The 15,349-nt window shown below is 64.8% G+C and carries 11 protein-coding genes and 1 pseudogene; 9 read left to right on the top strand and 3 right to left on the bottom strand.

Annotation, left to right across the window (positions count from 1 at the left end):
* Positions 1–46 precede the first annotated feature (46 nt).
* From HX881_RS06570 to HX881_RS06555, 4 genes are all read left to right on the top strand, one after another.
* Positions 47–3,679, top strand: a complete 3,633-nt coding sequence (locus HX881_RS06570; protein ID WP_177083540.1) for a DUF2339 domain-containing protein — start codon at positions 47–49, stop codon at positions 3,677–3,679.
* Positions 3,676–5,037 (top strand): DUF3999 domain-containing protein, encoded by a 1,362-nt coding sequence (locus HX881_RS06565; RefSeq protein ID WP_103032932.1) that lies wholly within the window; start codon positions 3,676–3,678, stop codon positions 5,035–5,037. The genes HX881_RS06570 and HX881_RS06565 overlap by 4 nt, the downstream gene beginning before the upstream one ends.
* 300 nt (positions 5,038–5,337) lie before the next feature.
* A complete protein-coding gene (locus HX881_RS06560) occupies positions 5,338–6,348 on the top strand; it encodes a class 1 fructose-bisphosphatase (protein WP_017126964.1) in 1,011 nt (336 codons plus the stop codon).
* 4 nt (positions 6,349–6,352) lie between these two features.
* Positions 6,353–6,955, top strand: a complete 603-nt coding sequence (locus tag HX881_RS06555; RefSeq protein ID WP_177083538.1) for a DUF924 family protein — start codon at positions 6,353–6,355, stop codon at positions 6,953–6,955.
* Between the two features lie 199 nt (positions 6,956–7,154).
* Here HX881_RS06555 and HX881_RS33155 read toward each other — a convergent pair whose 3' ends face one another.
* A complete protein-coding gene (locus HX881_RS33155; RefSeq protein WP_377652951.1) occupies positions 7,155–7,919 on the bottom strand; it encodes a methyl-accepting chemotaxis protein in 765 nt (254 codons plus the stop codon).
* Positions 7,920–8,012: 93 nt separating this feature from the next.
* Positions 8,013–8,912 (bottom strand): annotated as a pseudogene (locus HX881_RS33150) (HAMP domain-containing protein); the annotation flags it as partial.
* Positions 8,913–9,320: 408 nt separating this feature from the next.
* Here HX881_RS33150 and bamE point away from each other — a divergent pair.
* Positions 9,321–9,575: an outer membrane protein assembly factor BamE domain-containing protein gene (gene bamE / locus HX881_RS06545; protein WP_017126961.1), complete on the top strand. Its 255-nt coding sequence runs from the start codon at positions 9,321–9,323 to the stop codon at positions 9,573–9,575.
* 30 nt (positions 9,576–9,605) lie between these two features.
* A complete protein-coding gene (locus tag HX881_RS06540) occupies positions 9,606–10,163 on the top strand; it encodes a lipocalin family protein (RefSeq protein ID WP_042935645.1) in 558 nt (185 codons plus the stop codon).
* Positions 10,164–10,311: 148 nt separating this feature from the next.
* Here the strand turns inward: HX881_RS06540 and HX881_RS06535 are convergent, their stop codons facing one another.
* Entirely contained in the window at positions 10,312–11,676 is a 1,365-nt protein-coding gene (locus tag HX881_RS06535) for a formimidoylglutamate deiminase (RefSeq protein WP_177083536.1), read from the bottom strand.
* 145 nt (positions 11,677–11,821) lie between these two features.
* Here HX881_RS06535 and hutC point away from each other — a divergent pair, with 145 nt between their 5' ends.
* The 3 genes from hutC to hutU all read left to right on the top strand — a co-directional run bounded on the left by hutC (position 11,822) and on the right by hutU (position 15,287).
* Positions 11,822–12,532, top strand: a complete 711-nt coding sequence (gene hutC, locus HX881_RS06530; RefSeq protein WP_177083827.1) for a histidine utilization transcriptional repressor HutC — start codon at positions 11,822–11,824, stop codon at positions 12,530–12,532.
* The gene (locus HX881_RS06525; protein WP_017126957.1) at positions 12,529–13,107 is read left to right on the top strand and encodes a HutD/Ves family protein; all 579 of its coding nucleotides are present in this window, start codon (positions 12,529–12,531) and stop codon (positions 13,105–13,107) included. The genes hutC and HX881_RS06525 overlap by 4 nt, the downstream gene beginning before the upstream one ends.
* A 479-nt stretch (positions 13,108–13,586) precedes the next feature.
* Positions 13,587–15,287 carry a urocanate hydratase gene (hutU, locus tag HX881_RS06520; protein ID WP_017126956.1) on the top strand — a complete coding sequence of 567 codons (1,701 nt, stop codon included), beginning with the start codon at positions 13,587–13,589 and terminating at the stop codon, positions 15,285–15,287.
* The last annotated feature ends 62 nt before the right edge of the window (positions 15,288–15,349 follow it).

Genomic DNA, 15,349 nt, shown 5'->3' with positions numbered 1-15,349 from the left:
GGGGCATCAGTTCCCGGCCCCGTCACGCCGCTTAGGGATATCGCGCATGCAATGGATTCTGATGCTGGTCGGATTGGCGTTGGGCTGGATGGTCGACGAGGCCGTTGCCGACGCCCTGATCGGTGCGCTGCTCGGACTGGGAATCGGCCAGGCGTTTCGCCTGGCCAGCCTGGGTCGGCAGGCGGCCGAGCAGTTGAGCCAGTTGCAAGGGGCGAAAACCGCCCTGGCGAATGTCGAGGCGCGTGTGCGCCAGCTCGAAATCTCCGGCACCAGGGCGCCCGAAGAAGCCCCAGCGGCATCCGCCGCCGTCGAACCTTCGCCGCAGATGGTCGAGCAGGCACCGGCTCCGGCCCAGGCCGCCGAGCCGATTGCGCAGCCGGTTCCCGAGGCGCTGCGCGCCGTCCCCGAACTGATCTGGGAACTGCCCCCCGAGCTTCACGAGCCTGTGCGGCGCGATGAACCGCAAGCCCTGCGTCCCGAAGTGGAGGCCTGGGCACCGCAACCGATGCAGGCCGAGGCACGCCAGCCAGTCCCGCCGCGTGTTCCGCGCGAACCCAACCTGATCGAACGTGCACTGGCAGGTGCGCGCAACTGGCTGTTTGGCGGCAACACCGTGTTGCGGGTCGGCGTGCTGCTGCTGTTCCTCGGCCTGGCGTTCCTGCTGCGCTACGCCACCGAGGGCATGGTGGTGCCGATCGAAGTGCGCTACGCCGGGGTGGCCGCCTGTGCCCTCGGCCTGCTGGGCCTGGGCTGGTGGCTGCGCCTGCGCAACAGCAATTATGGCCTGATGCTGCAAGGCACCGGGATTGCGGTGCTGTACCTGACGGTCTTTGCCGCGATGCGCCTGCACCCGTTGCTCGATCCTTCCGCCGCGCTGGGCCTGCTGGTGGCGGTCACGGTGTTCTCGGCGATTCTCGCGGTAACCCAGGACGCCCTCGGTCTGGCCGCCGCTGCCGCCCTGGGCGGCTTCGCGGCACCGATCCTGACATCCACCGGCTCCGGCAACCATGTCGCGTTGTTCAGTTATTTCGCCCTGTTGAATGCCGGGATCCTCGCCATCGCCTGGTTCAAGGCCTGGCGCCTGCTCAACCTGATCGGTTTCGTCGGCACCTTCGGCATCGGGTTCGCCTGGGGCCTGCGTTCCTATCAACCGCAATTGCTGTGGAGCACCGAGCCGTTCCTGGTGCTGTTCTTCCTGATGTACCTGGCGATCGGCCTGTTGTTCGCCCGGCGCAAACTCCGTGAACTGGCGGTCGGGCCGCAGGACGAGAGTCGCGAGGGGCTGCTGCGCTGGTCGGCGCGCCAGGGCGACTATGTCGACGGCACGATGCTGTTCGGGCCGCCGCTTGTGGGCTTCGGCCTGCAGTTCGCATTGGTCCAGCACCTCGAGTTCGCGGCGGCGTTCAGCGCCCTGGCGCTGGGTATCGTCTATATGGGCCTGGCCCGTCTGCTGGTGGGTGGCCGCGCCTTGCTGCTGGGCGAGACCTGCCTGGCGCTGGGCGTGATCTTCGCCAGCCTGGCGATTCCCCTGGGCCTCGACGCCCGCTGGACCGCCGCGGCGTGGGCGGTGGAGGGCGCGGGCATTTTCTGGCTCGGCCTGCGCCAGCAACGGCCGTTCGCCCGGGCCTTTGCCTTGCTGCTGCAAGTGGGGTCGGCGCTGGCGTTCCTCGATACCCTGCAAGGCGGTGAAACCAGCCTGCTCGATGGCGCGCCGCTGGGGGCCTTGTTGTTGGGACTGGCGCTGCTGTTCAGCTTCCAGCAGTTGCGCCAGGCCCCGGCGGACCAGACGGCGGCCTGGGAGCGCCGGACGATTCCGTTGCTGGCCTGCCTCGGCCTGACCTGCCTTTATCTGCTGGCCCCGCTGTTTTTCTTCACCCAGGGCACGGCCATCAGTTGGGCGCTGGCCGGACTGGTGACTCTGTTCGTGGGGCTGCGCCTGCAATCGCGCAGTTTCCTGTTCAGTGCCTTTGCCGTGCAGTTGCTCGGCGGCGCCTTGTTCCTGTTACGCCTCAAGGGCGCCGAAGGAGATTCGACGGCCGTCTTCAGCGCGGGCTGGAATGGCCTGATGAGCGCTTCGCTGATCGGCCTGTCGCTGATTGCCGGGATGTTGCTGGCGGCGCGGGACGAGATGGTCCGCGGCGATACGCGCCTGTTGCGGGCATTGTCGGTGATCCTGCTGGCGGGCCTGGCGCTGATCAACCTGGCGGTGCTGTTTGTCCTGCCCTGGGCCACGGCCAGTGGCGTGTGGGCGGCCAGCGGCCTGCTGATCATCTGGCTGAGCCTGTATCTGCAACAGCGCCTGAGTTTTGTCTTCGGCCTGGTGTTGCAGGTGGTGGGTGGCACGGCCTTTCTGCTGGCGGATCGGCCGCATCCCGGTTCCCTGGAGGAGAGCGCCTTGCCGCTGCTGGCCAATAGCGGCTTCTGGACGCCGATGGTCCTCGGCATCGTGGCCTTGATCGGCGCCTGGCGCCTGCAAGCGGGCAAGACCGCGACGGCGTTCGATGGCTTGCACCTGCGGCGCCTCTCGCAAGTGCTGCTGACCTGGGGCGCGCTCTGGTGGTTTGGCGCCCTGTGGTATGAAGTGATGCGGGCGACCGGGAATGGCGGCTGGCAATTCTGGATGTTGCTGGTGCCGGCCGGCAGCGTTGCGCTCTGGAGCGTGTTGGCCGCGCGCCTGCGCTGGCCGGACATGGCCCTGCTCTGCACGGTGCTGGTGCCCGCCTCGGCGCTGGTGCTGCTGATGAGCTGGTCGAGCCGCTACCACCCGGCGGCGAACTTCGGCTGGCTCGCCTGGCTGGCGGTGTTCGCCGTGCATCTGCTGTCCCTGCGCAAGCTGGCGCCGCAACTGCCGGCCCGAGCCTTGAGCATCGCCCATGTACTGGGCTGCTGGTTGATCCTCGGCGTGCTGGCGCTGGAACTGCGCTACGGCCTGCTGCTGCTGTCCGAACACTACAACGCCTGGCGCTGGCTGGGTTACGCGGTGTTGCCGAGCCTGTACCTGGTGCTGATGGCGGCGCCGCGCAACGGACCATGGCCGATTGCCGCCCATCCGCGCGAATACCGTCTGTACGCGGCCCTGCCACTGGCGTTGCTGATGCTTGCCTGGTTCTGGCTGGCCAACACCTTCAGTGATGGCAGTGCCGAGCCGCTGCCCTATGTGCCGCTGCTCAACCCGCTGGAACTGGGGCTGCTGTTCGCCCTGATGGGGATCTATATCTGGTCGCGCAGCGCGGTGCCGCAGTTCGGGATCCGCGCCGGCCAGGTCGAATGGGCGACCCAGGCGGTGGCGGGGTTGTCGTTGTTCGCCTTCGTCACCGCGCTGGTCATGCGGGCCGCGCACCATTGGGGCGGCGTGCCGTTCCAGCTCGACGCGCTGCTGGAGTCGATGCTGGTGCAGGCCGGGCTGTCGATTGCCTGGAGCCTGATCGCCCTGAGCCTGATGATCGGCGGGCACCTGCGTCATCGTCGCGAAGTCTGGCTGATCGGTGCGGTGTTGATCGCGCTGGTGGTGGCCAAGTTGTTCTTTGTCGAGCTGAGCAACCGTGGCGGACTGGCGCGGATCGTCTCGTTCATCGGCGTGGGCGTGCTGATGCTGGTGGTCGGGTATTTCGCCCCGCTGCCGCCGAAGCGCCCGGATGTCGAACCGCCGCAAGTGCAAAATGAAGGAGTGTCATCTTGATTCGTAAGCTGAGCCCGGGCTGCCTGGGCATTTTGCTGCTGTGCGTCGGCGCGTCGCTGGCGGCCCAGGAAAAACCGGCCGACTACGCCACGCTGGTGCCCCTGACCCTCGGCGGCGAAGGGCCCTGGTATCGCGTGGAGCTGCCATTGACCTTGCAGGCGCAATCGCGCCAGCCCGAGCTGAACGATGTGCGGGTGTTCAACGCCGCGGGCGAAGCCCAGGCCTATGCCTTGCTCAAGGAGCAGGCGCAGTCGACGGAACAGCGCCATCAGGTCGATGTGAAGTGGTTCCCGCTCTACAGCTCGGCCGACGCGCCCCAGGCGACGCCCAGCGTGCGCGTGCAATCGACCACCAGCGGCACTCTGGTCGAAGTGACCCCGTCCAGCCAACTGGAGGTCGGCGAGGAAGTGCTGCGTGGCTGGTTGCTCGATGCCAGTGCGATCAAGGCGCCGTTGCAGCAACTGATCCTCGACTGGACCAGCGAGCGCGACGGCTTCCAGCGTTTCAGCATCGAAGCCAGTGACGATTTGCAGCACTGGCAGTCCTGGGGCGATGGACAGGTCGCACGGCTGTCGTTCGCCGACGAACGGATCGAGCAGCGCGAAGTGACCCTGCCCGGTCAGTCGGCGCGTTACCTGCGCCTGTTGTGGCAGGCGCCGCAGTCGGCGCCGGTACTGAATGCCGCGCAACTGGTGAGCAGCACCAGCAGCCTGTCGTTGCCGCTGGCCTGGTCGCAACCGCTGGCGGGCAGCAGTGCCAAGGCTGGCGAGTACACCTGGACCGTGCCGGCCGGACTGAACCTGGAACAGGTGCGGATCGACCTCGCCCAGCCCAACAGCCTGGCGCCGGTGCGCCTGTATGGGCGGCGCAACGCCAATGAGGCCTGGCAGGCGCTGACCAGCGGCCTGCTCTATCGCCTGACGCAGAATGGCCAGGACGTGGTGCAGGACAGACTCGAGCTGTCCGGTTACGCGGTGGCGCAATTGAAACTGGTGGTCGACGAACGTGGTGGTGGTCTCGGGGCGACGGCGCCGGCCCTGAGTTATGCGGTACGACCGACGCAACTGGTGTTTCTGGCGCGCGGCAATGCGCCGTTCTCCCTGGCGCTGGGCAATGCGACGGTCGCCGCGGCGAACCTGCCGCTGTCGACGCTGATTCCGGATTACAGCCCGCAACGCCTGGCCGGGTTGGGCAAGGCGACACCGGGTTCGGCGGTGGTGGTCGCGGCGCAACCGCCGGCGGTCGTGGCGCCGCCGGGCACCGACTGGAAGAAGATCGGCTTGTGGGCGGTCCTGCTGCTGGGCGTGGCGGCGCTGGCGGGGATGGCCTTCAGCCTGTTGCGCAAGCCACAGGCCTGAAGACTGCCCCCGGCTTACCCCGTCCCCTGTGGGAGCCGGCTTGCCGGCGATGAGGCCCTTGAGAGCTGCCTCGCCCCTGCGACCGCCATCGCCGGCAAGCCGGCTCCTACAGGGGGGGGGCGTCAGTGCTGGCCGACCACCGGGTCTTGTCTGCCCTGGGCGCCTGGCGGCGCTTTTGGGCTACGCTGAATCCGACCTGTGAACTCTCTGTGCGCCATCCGAGTCTGATCAGGAGGATTTGCAACGCAACTCGCGTTAAACTGCGCGGGTTTTCAGACCCCCCTTTCTCCGGAGCCATCCATGTCCCGCGTTACCCTGAGTCGCTATTTGATTGAGCAGACCCGCAGCAACAACACGCCTGCCGATCTGCGTTTCCTGATCGAAGTGGTCGCGCGTGCCTGCAAGGAAATCAGCCATGCCGTCTCCAAGGGCGCGCTGGGTGGGGTGCTGGGCAGCATGGGCACCGAGAACGTGCAGGGCGAAGTGCAGAAGAAGCTCGATGTGCTTTCCAACGAGATCCTGCTCGAAGCCAACGAATGGGGCGGTCACCTGGCCGGCATGGCGTCCGAGGAAATGGACAATGCCTACCAGATCCCCGGCAAATATCCGAAAGGCGCCTACCTGCTGGTATTCGACCCGCTGGACGGTTCGTCGAACATCGATATCAACGCCCCGGTCGGTACGATCTTCTCGGTGCTGCGCTGCCCGAACGAATACCTGAGCCAGAACGAAGCCCTGAACGAAAAGGCCTTCCTGCAGCCAGGCACCCAGCAGGTTGCCGCCGGTTATGCCATCTACGGCCCGCAGACCATGCTGGTGCTGACCCTGGGCGATGGCGTGAAAGGCTTCACCCTTGACCGTGAAATGGGCAGCTTCGTGCTGACCCACGAAGACATCACGATCCCGGCTTCCACCCAGGAATTCGCGATCAACATGTCCAACCAGCGTCACTGGGAAGCGCCGGTACAACGCTATGTCGGCGAATTGCTGGCCGGCGAAGAAGGCCCGTTGAAAAAGAACTACAACATGCGCTGGGTTGCCGCGATGGTTGCGGACGTGCACCGCATCCTGACCCGGGGTGGCCTGTTCATGTACCCGCGCGACAGCCGCGAGCCGTCCAAGCCGGGTAAGCTGCGTCTGATGTACGAAGCCAACCCGATGTCGTTCCTGGTGGAGCAGGCGGGCGGTGCGTCCACCGACGGTCACCAGCGCATCCTCGATATCCAGCCCGAAGGCCTGCACCAGCGTGTGGCCGTGTTCCTCGGCTCGAAGGAAGAAGTGGCCCGGGTCACCGGCTACCACAAGGAGTAAATCCATGTCCGCGCCCTGGCAGCCGTTACTCGATTGGTGGTTCGGTTCTGCCGGGACGCCGGTCGCGATAGTGGCCGACAAGGGACGGTTGTGGTTCGGCAAGCGTGACAGCCAGGACCTCGAGGCGCGCGAGCGTTTCGGGGGCCAGGTCGAGCAGGCCCTGGCCGGCGGACTGGTCGAGTGGACGCAATGTCCCGAAGGCTGGCTGGCCGTGGTGCTCCTGCTCGATCAGTTGCCACGGATGATCTTTCGCGATACCCCGCACGCTTTCTCCGGAGACGCTCGCGCCCAGGCGCTGGTGGCCCACGGCATTGCCGCGGATTTCGACCGGCAACTGCCGGCGATGCAGCGGGTGTTTATCTACCTGGTGTTCGAACACTGCGAGAACCTGGCGGTGCAGAACGAAGCGGTGTCGCGCTTTGCGGCGTTGCTCAGGGAGCAGCCGGAGGAGCAACAGGCGGTGTTTGCCGACAACCTGGACTATGCCGAACGGCATCAGCAAGTGATTGCCCGGTTCGGGCGCTTTCCCCATCGCAATGCCATTCTCGGCCGTGAGTCCACGGTTGAGGAAGTGGCGTTTTTGCGGGAGCCCGGTTCACGGTTCTAAGAGGTGCTGGGCGGCGGATGGCCCTTTCGCGGGCAAGCCCGCTCCCACAGTACGGCATCGATCACGGATTTTGTGTACGAGCCAAACCTGCAGGAGCCGGCTTGCCGGCGATAAGGCCGGTACATCCCCGCCGCATCATCTGCGTCAGGGATATCGCCATCGCCAGCAAGCCGGCTCCCACGGGTTTTTGCGCTGCGCTTCAGATCCGGAAACTGCCGACCAACTGCTTCAAGCGTGCCGCCTGCTGTTCCAGGTCCGCGCAGGCGCGCAAGGTCGACTGCAGGTTTTCCACGCCTTCCTGGTTCAGCGTATTGATCTCGGTGATATCGACGTTGATCGATTCCACCACCGCGGTCTGTTCCTCGGTCGCGGTCGCCACCGACTGGTTCATGCCGTCGATCTCGCCGATCCGCTGGGTCACGCTGCCCAGCCGTTCGCCGGCCTGGTTGGCGATGCCGACGCTGCTTTCGCTCTGACGCTGGCTGTCGGTCATGATGCTCACCGCTTCCCGGGCGCCGACCTGCAACTCTTCGATCATCTTCTGCACTTGCTGCGCCGAGTCCTGGGTGCGGTGCGCCAGGTTGCGCACTTCGTCGGCCACCACGGCAAAGCCGCGACCGGCTTCACCTGCCCGTGCCGCTTCGATGGCGGCGTTGAGCGCCAGTAGGTTGGTCTGCTGGGAAATGCTGGTGATCACTTCGAGAATCTGCCCGATATTCACGGTGTTGCTGTTCAGGGTCTCGATATTGCCGCAGGAATCGCTGATCTTCGCCGACAACTGCTGCATCGCGACGATGGTCTTGTCCACCACTTGCTGGCCGTCTTCGGCGAGGCTGCGGGCGTCGCTGGAATGCTGCGAGGCGAGGGCGGCGTTCTGGGCGATTTCCTGGGCCGCGGCGCCGAGCTGGTTGATCGCCGCCGCGACGCTGCTGGTGCGGCTGGCCTGCTGGTCGGAGTTGAGCATCGACGAGTTGGAGGCGCTGACCACCCGCAGGGCGACCTCGTTGACCTGGCCGGTGGCCGATGCCACTTCTCGGATCGAGGTGTGGATACGTTCCACGAAGCGGTTGAACGACATGCCCAGGGTGCCGAACTCGTCATGGCCATGGATGGTCAGGCGTTTGGTCAGGTCGCCTTCGCCTTCGGCGATATCGTGCATGGCCCGGCCCATCAGGTGCAGCGGCTGCATCAGTACGCGGATCAGCATGCCCAGCAGGGCGATGATGATGACCACGGCGATCACCATGGCGATGATCGCCGAGGTGCGGAATTCGCTGAGCATCGAGAACGCGGTGTCCTGGTCGAGCACCAGCGCCACGTACCAGTCGGCCGAAGGCAGGCCGTTGACATGGGTGAAGGAGATGAACTGGGTCTTGCCGTCCACCGCGACTTCCTTCAGGCCGGCGCTGATCTTCGGCGTGTCGTTCGGATAGGCCTCGGCGAGGTTCTTGAGAATCAGCTTGCTGTCCGGGTGCACCAGGATCTTGCCGTCGGCGCTGACGATAAAGGCGTGGCCGTGGCCGCCGAAATTCAGCGAGTTGATGATCGCGCTGACGCTGCCCAGGTCGATGTCCGCGCCGGTCACGCCGATGAACTTGCCGTCGTGCTGCACCGGGGTTGCCAGGGTGATCACCAGCTTGCCCGAGGAGGCGGCGATGTAGGGTTCGGTGACGATGGTCTGCTGGGCGGCGGTGGCAGCCTTGTACCAGCCACGGGCGCGCGGATCGTAGTCGGCGGCGCGGTTGCCCGCCGGGACCGAGAACATCACGCCTTCCTGGCTGCCGAAATAGCTCAGCTGGAAGTTGCCGGTGTAGGCGGGCAGGCCGACGGCGCGCTTGAGGCTGTCGGCGGAATTGCCGTCCACGGCGATCTGCTGCGACAGCGACTGCAACAGCTGGATACGGCTTTCCACCCAGGTCTGGATGTTGCTGGTGGTCAGGCTGCCCAGTTCCTGCATCGAGGCTTCGGTGCTGCTGCGCAGGGCTTCGCGCTGGCGATAGTCGTTGAACAGGATAAAGCAGGCGAACGCCACCGCGACCACCAGGGCCGCAGCCAGGAGGATCTTGTGACTGAACTTGAAGTTTTTGGTCATCGAATGGCTGTCCGCAAGAGGCTGGTCAACGAGGGGGCGACAATTTGCCACGTTTGATGGCATGACGCCTCTATATCTCGACACAGTCTTGTTAAATATTAGTTTCTTGACGGTAAAGCCGACGAAATGCCGGTTTTCCTCGCAAAAGCGCTGATCTGCAACGGAAAGTGCCGTAAGAAAAGGTCGTAGGGTCGGGAACCAGATGGCCCTTTTCTCTTCTAAGCTTGCGGTAGGCCCCCGTGCCGACCTTTCCGTCCCCAGGAGTTTCCCCCCATGTCGTTGCGCTCTCTCGCTCTGCTGTCGTTTTGCGTGTTGTTGGTCGCTTGCAGCAAGGTCAACCAGGAAAACTACTCGAAGCTGTCCACGGGCATGCCCAAGGCCGAAGTCGAGTCGTTGCTCGGCAGTCCCTCTGACTGTTCCGGCGCGCTGGGCATGTCCAGTTGTACCTGGGGTAACAAGAACAGCTTTATCAGCGTGCAGTACGCCGGTGACAAAGTCCTGATGTTTTCCGGGCAAGGCCTGAAGTAAACCGGGGCGCAAGCCCTCGGGAGAAGAATAATGTTGCGTTTAGTGGTCACTCTTTTGGCCGGCCTGTTGCTGGCTGGTTGCGCTACGTCGGGCGATGACCTGGCGCCTAAAACCGCAGGTCATGTCGACCTCAAGCGTTACCAGGGCACCTGGTACGAGCTGGCGCGAATGCCGATGTATTTCCAGCGCAACTGCGTCCAGTCCGAGGCCCGCTACAGCCTGATGCCCGACGGCAGGATGGCGGTATTCAATCGCTGCCTGACCGAGCAATGGAAGTGGGAGGAGGCCAAGGGGACGGCGACGCCGCAAGTGCCGGGGCAGACCGACAAGCTGTGGGTACGCTTCGACAACTGGTTCACCGCCTTGCTGCCGGGCCTGGCCAAGGGCAACTACTGGGTGCTGTATGTCAGCGATGACTACCACACCGCGATTGTCGGTGATCCGAGCCGACGCTACCTGTGGCTGCTGTCACGCTCGACCAAGGTCAATGCGGACGTGCGCGAGGACCTGCTGAGCCGGGCGCGCCAGCAGGGTTATGACACCACACGGCTGATCTGGCGTACGCCGGACTCGAAGATGCCGCACTGATTCAGGCTGACCGGCGTTGATGATCGTGCCCACGCTCTGCGTGGGCACGCCGCGCTGGGTGACGCGGAGCGTCACGGGATGCATTCCCACGCGGAGCGTGGGAACGATCATGGGGTAGTTCCTACAGGTTTGTGGCGGGCTTGTCCGCTCAGTTCAGCAGATCACGCAAGACCTGGGTAAATGCCTGCGCGCTCTCTTCCTCGCCCGCATGCCGTCCACCCTTTACCGCCCACTGGCCGTTGACCATGACGTCACGGACCTGACGGTCGCCGCCGGCGAACAGCCAGCGATTGAGAATGCCATCGTCCTGGGCGGTGGCCAGGTACGGGTCGCTGCCGTCGAGCACCAGCCAGTCGGCGCGCTTGCCCGCTTCCAGCTTGCCGATCGATTGCCCGAGCGCCTGGGCGCCACCGTCCAGCGCCGCGTCATAGAGAGTGCGACCGACCATCGGCTGGTCGGCGCGATACAGGCGGTTACGCCGCTGATCGCGCAGGCGCTGGCCGTATTCCAGCCAGCGCAGTTCCTCGACCACGCTCAGTGACACATGGCTGTCGGAACCGATGCCCATGCGGCCGCCCTGGGCGAGGAAGTCCACCGCCGGGAAGATCCCGTCGCCCAGATTCGCTTCGGTGGTCAGGCACAGCCCGGCGATCGCCCGGCTGCGGGCCATGCGCGTGACTTCCCCGGCGTCGGCGTGGGTCGCGTGCACCAGGCACCAGCGCTCGTCCACCTCGACATTGTCGTATAGCCATTGCAGCGGCCGCTTGCCGCTCCAGGACAGGCAGTCGTCGACTTCCTTCTGCTGCTCGGCGATATGGATGTGCACCGGGCACTGCCGGTCGCTGGCGGCCAGTACTTCGCTGATCTGCCCGGGCGTCACCGCTCGCAGCGAGTGGAAGCACAGGCCCAGGGCCTGGGCCGGCTGCCGGGCCAGCAGCGGTTGCAGGCGGGCTTGCAGTTTCAGGTAATTCTCGGTGCTGTTGATAAAGCGCCGCTGGCCGTCATTCGGGGTCTGGCCGCCAAAGCCGGAGTGGCTGTAGAGCACTGGCAACAGGGTCAGGCCGATGCCCGCGTCCGCGGCCGCCTGGCTGATGCGCAAGCCCAGCTCCGCCGGATCGGCGTAGGGCTGCCCGTTGGTGTCATGGTGCACGTAGTGGAATTCGGCCACCGAGGTGTAACCGGCCTTGAGCATCTCGATATAGAGCTGGCGGGCGATGACGCCCATCTGCTCCGGGCTGATCTTGCCCACCAGCCGGTACATCAGGTCGCGCCAGGTCCAGAAGCTGTCGTTCGGATTGCCGGCCACTTCCGCCAGGCCGCCCATCGCCCGCTGGAAAGCGTGGGAATGCAGGTTCGGCATGCCCGGCAACAGCGGGCCGCTCAGCCGTTCGGCGCCTTCTGCATGGGAATCGGCCTGGACCTGGGTCAGCACGCCCGCGGCGTTGACCTCAAGGCGTACGTTTTTGGCCCATCCACTAGGCAGCAGCGCGCGTTCGGCAAAGAAGGCGGACATGGTTCAGCACCCCATCGTGTGTTATTTGTATATACATATACAGACGTTTGCCTGCCCGGTAAACTCCGGCAAGCTAGCAACCTTTAAAATCGAACAAGGATTTCCTGTGCCGACTCCGCCTGCCAACAACCCGCTGGCTGCCCACATGGGTGACAGTCCGGCGCCGTTATATGCCCGCGTCAAGCAGATGATCACCCAGCAGATCGACAGCGGAAACTGGCCGCCGCATTACCGCGTGCCGTCCGAAAGCGAGCTGGTGGAACAACTGGGCTACAGCCGCATGACCATCAACCGTGCCCTGCGGGAAATGACCGCCGAAGGTCTGCTGGTGCGCATGCAGGGCGTCGGCACCTTTGTCGCCGAGCCCAAGAGCCAGTCGGCGCTGTTCGAGGTGCACAACATTGCCGATGAGATCGCCTCGCGCGGCCATCGCCACACCTGCCAGATCATCACCCTGGGCGAAGAAGCCGCCGGCTCCGAACGCGCCGTGGCCCTGGACATGCGTGAAGGGCAGAAGGTCTTCCACTCGCTGATCGTGCATTTCGAGAACGATATCCCGGTGCAGATCGAAGACCGCTTCGTCAATGCACTGGTGGCGCCGGACTACCTCAAGCAGGACTTCACGCTGCAGACGCCGTACGCCTACCTGTCCCAGGTCGCGCCGCTGACCGAGGGCGAGCATGTGGTCGAAGCCATCCTCGCCGACGCCACCGAATGCAAGCTGCTGCAGATCGAGCCGGGCGAGCCGTGCCTGATGATCCGTCGCCGCACCTGGTCCGGTCGCCAGCCGGTGACCGCCGCCCGTCTGATCCACCCCGGTTCCCGTCATCGCCTGGAAGGACGCTTTACCAAATGAGTTCACTGAAAGTCTTGCGCGCGGCGGATTACCCGCGCATGCCGTGGAAAAACGGCGGCGGCAGCACCGAGGAAATCACCCGCGACGCCGGCGAGGGCCTGGACGGTTTCGGCTGGCGCCTGTCGATTGCCGATATCGGCGAGTCGGGCGGCTTTTCCAGCTTCGCCGGCTACGAACGGATCATCACCGTGCTGCAGGGCGCGGGCATGACCCTGCAGGTCGACGGCGAGCGCACCCGCGCGCTGCTGCCGCTGGACCCGTTTGCCTTCAGTGGCGCGAGCCAGGTCAGTTGCACCCTGCTCGACGGGCCGATCCGCGACTTCAACCTGATCTATGCCCCGGATCGCTACAACGCCCGCCTGCAATGGCTGGATGCCGCGCAGCCGAAGCGTTTCTTCAGCTCGGCGGCGGTGCTGCTGATCTTCAGTGTCAGCGATCAACTGCATGTCGGCCTGGGCAGTACCGGCTACGAAGTCCTGGGCCGCCACGACTGCCTGCAACTGGACAGCAACGAGCAGTTGCTGGAAGTGTCGGTGACCGGCCGTTGCTGTGTGATCGAACTGACGCCCGCCTGACCCGGTGAGTGGGCGCGCCCACTCATTGATCGTTCCCACGCTCTGCGTGGTAACGCCTCACTGGACGCTCCGCGTCCGCTTTGTGACGCAGAGCGTCACGGGCTGCATGCCCACGCAGAGCGTGGGAACGATCAGCCCTTTCGCGCACCAACTTGTTACCGAACGCCCCAGCATGGCGCAAAACCTTCTTCCGGTAACAGCTTCCTACCCGCAGTTTCTCTTCGTCCTACAATTTCATTTTCCGCTCCAAGCCCCGTCCCACGGCGTTCGCCGACTATTCTGAAAAATTCTTCAGCACCTGGTTCTCAAGTTGGCCGCTTGATTGCATATGCTTGTATGTACAAGTAAAGATGTGTGCGTATGAGTCACCAGGGACAGTGATGCGCCACCCTAATTTTTCCGCTTGTGAGGGCCTCGCCCGCACAAGCTCGCTTGCCCACTGCCTGGGCGGGTTTGGACGATCGCAGAGGAGTTTTTTCGTGACTGAGAATACCCAGAAACCTACCGCCACTTTTACCAAGCGCCGTGACGTCGAAATCCGTGCCGCCCGTGGCAACAAGCTGACCGCCAAGAGCTGGCTGACCGAAGCGCCACTGCGGATGCTGATGAACAACCTCGACCCGCAAGTGGCCGAGAACCCCAAGGAGCTGGTGGTCTACGGCGGTATCGGCCGGGCCGCGCGGAACTGGGAGTGCTACGACAAGATCGTCGAGAGCCTGACCAACCTGAATGACGACGAGACCCTGCTGGTGCAATCCGGCAAGCCGGTCGGCGTGTTCAAGACCCACAGCAACGCGCCGCGCGTACTGATCGCCAACTCCAACCTGGTGCCGCACTGGGCCACCTGGGAACATTTCAACGAACTGGATGCCAAGGGCCTGGCCATGTACGGCCAGATGACCGCCGGCAGCTGGATCTATATCGGCAGCCAGGGCATCGTCCAGGGCACCTATGAAACCTTCGTCGAAGCCGGTCGCCAGCACTATGACAACAACCTGAAAGGTCGTTGGGTGCTGACCGCGGGCCTGGGCGGCATGGGCGGTGCACAACCCCTGGCGGCCACCCTCGCCGGCGCCTGCTCGCTGAACATCGAATGCCAGCAGGTCAGCATCGATTTCCGCCTGAACAGCCGTTATGTCGATGAACAGGCCACCGACCTCGACGACGCCCTGGCGCGTATCGCCAAGTACACCAAGGAAGGCAAGGCGATCTCCATTGCCCTGCTCGGCAACGCGGCGGAAATCCTCCCGGAACTGGTCAAGCGCGGCGTGCGCCCGGACATGGTCACCGACCAGACCAGCGCCCACGACCCGCTCAACGGCTACCTGCCGGCCGGCTGGACCTGGGAAGAGTACCGCGCTCGCGCCCTCACCGAACCTGCAGTGGTGGTGAAGGCCGCCAAGGCCTCCATGGCCGTGCACGTCAAGGCGATGCTCGACTTCCAGAAGCAAGGCATCCCGACCTTCGACTACGGCAACAACATCCGCCAGATGGCCCAGGAAGAAGGCGTCGAGAACGCGTTCGACTTCCCCGGCTTCGTCCCGGCCTATATCCGTCCGCTGTTCTGCCGCGGCATCGGTCCGTTCCGCTGGGCCGCGCTGTCGGGCGACCCGCAGGACATCTATAAGACCGACGCCAAGGTCAAGGAACTGATCCCGGACGACGCCCACCTGCACAACTGGCTGGACATGGCGCGCGAGCGCATCAGCTTCCAGGGCCTGCCGGCGCGTATCTGCTGGGTTGGCCTGGGCCTGCGCGCCAAGCTGGGCCTGGCCTTCAACGAAATGGTCCGCAGCGGTGAGCTGTCGGCACCGATCGTGATCGGCCGTGACCACCTGGATTCCGGTTCCGTATCCAGCCCGAACCGCGAAACCGAATCGATGCAGGACGGTTCCGATGCCGTGTCCGACTGGCCACTGCTGAATGCCCTGCTCAACACCGCCAGCGGCGCGACCTGGGTTTCCCTGCACCACGGCGGCGGCGTCGGCATGGGCTTCTCCCAGCACTCGGGCATGGTGATCGTCTGCGACGGTACCGACGAAGCGGCCGAGCGTATCGCCCGCGTGCTGCACAACGACCCGGCGACCGGTGTCATGCGCCACGCCGATGCCGGTTACCAGATCGCCATCGACTGCGCGAAAGAACAGGGCCTGAACCTGCCCATGATTACCGGCAAATAAGCGGTGCAGGCAACCCTTGTGAGGGCCGGCTTGCCGGCTCCTGCAAGGGCGGTGTTTCACCT

Source organism: Pseudomonas gingeri (genome assembly GCF_013386115.1).
Taxonomy (GTDB): domain Bacteria; phylum Pseudomonadota; class Gammaproteobacteria; order Pseudomonadales; family Pseudomonadaceae; genus Aquipseudomonas; species Aquipseudomonas gingeri.
The sequence above is the reverse complement of the archived record's forward strand: the minus strand, read 5'-3'. Positions and strand labels throughout refer to the sequence as shown.

Coding starts and splice junctions, on each gene's coding strand:
- HX881_RS06570 (WP_177083540.1), top strand. CDS start 47: ATGCAATGGATTCTGATGCTGGTCGGATTGGCGTTGGGCTGGATGGTC.
- HX881_RS06560 (WP_017126964.1), top strand. CDS start 5,338: ATGTCCCGCGTTACCCTGAGTCGCTATTTGATTGAGCAGACCCGCAGC.
- HX881_RS06555 (WP_177083538.1), top strand. CDS start 6,353: ATGTCCGCGCCCTGGCAGCCGTTACTCGATTGGTGGTTCGGTTCTGCC.
- HX881_RS33155 (WP_377652951.1), bottom strand. CDS start 7,919: ATGCTCAACTCCGACCAGCAGGCCAGCCGCACCAGCAGCGTCGCGGCG.
- bamE (WP_017126961.1), top strand. CDS start 9,321: ATGTCGTTGCGCTCTCTCGCTCTGCTGTCGTTTTGCGTGTTGTTGGTC.
- HX881_RS06540 (WP_042935645.1), top strand. CDS start 9,606: ATGTTGCGTTTAGTGGTCACTCTTTTGGCCGGCCTGTTGCTGGCTGGT.
- HX881_RS06535 (WP_177083536.1), bottom strand. CDS start 11,676: ATGTCCGCCTTCTTTGCCGAACGCGCGCTGCTGCCTAGTGGATGGGCC.
- hutC (WP_177083827.1), top strand. CDS start 11,822: ATGGGTGACAGTCCGGCGCCGTTATATGCCCGCGTCAAGCAGATGATC.
- HX881_RS06525 (WP_017126957.1), top strand. CDS start 12,529: ATGAGTTCACTGAAAGTCTTGCGCGCGGCGGATTACCCGCGCATGCCG.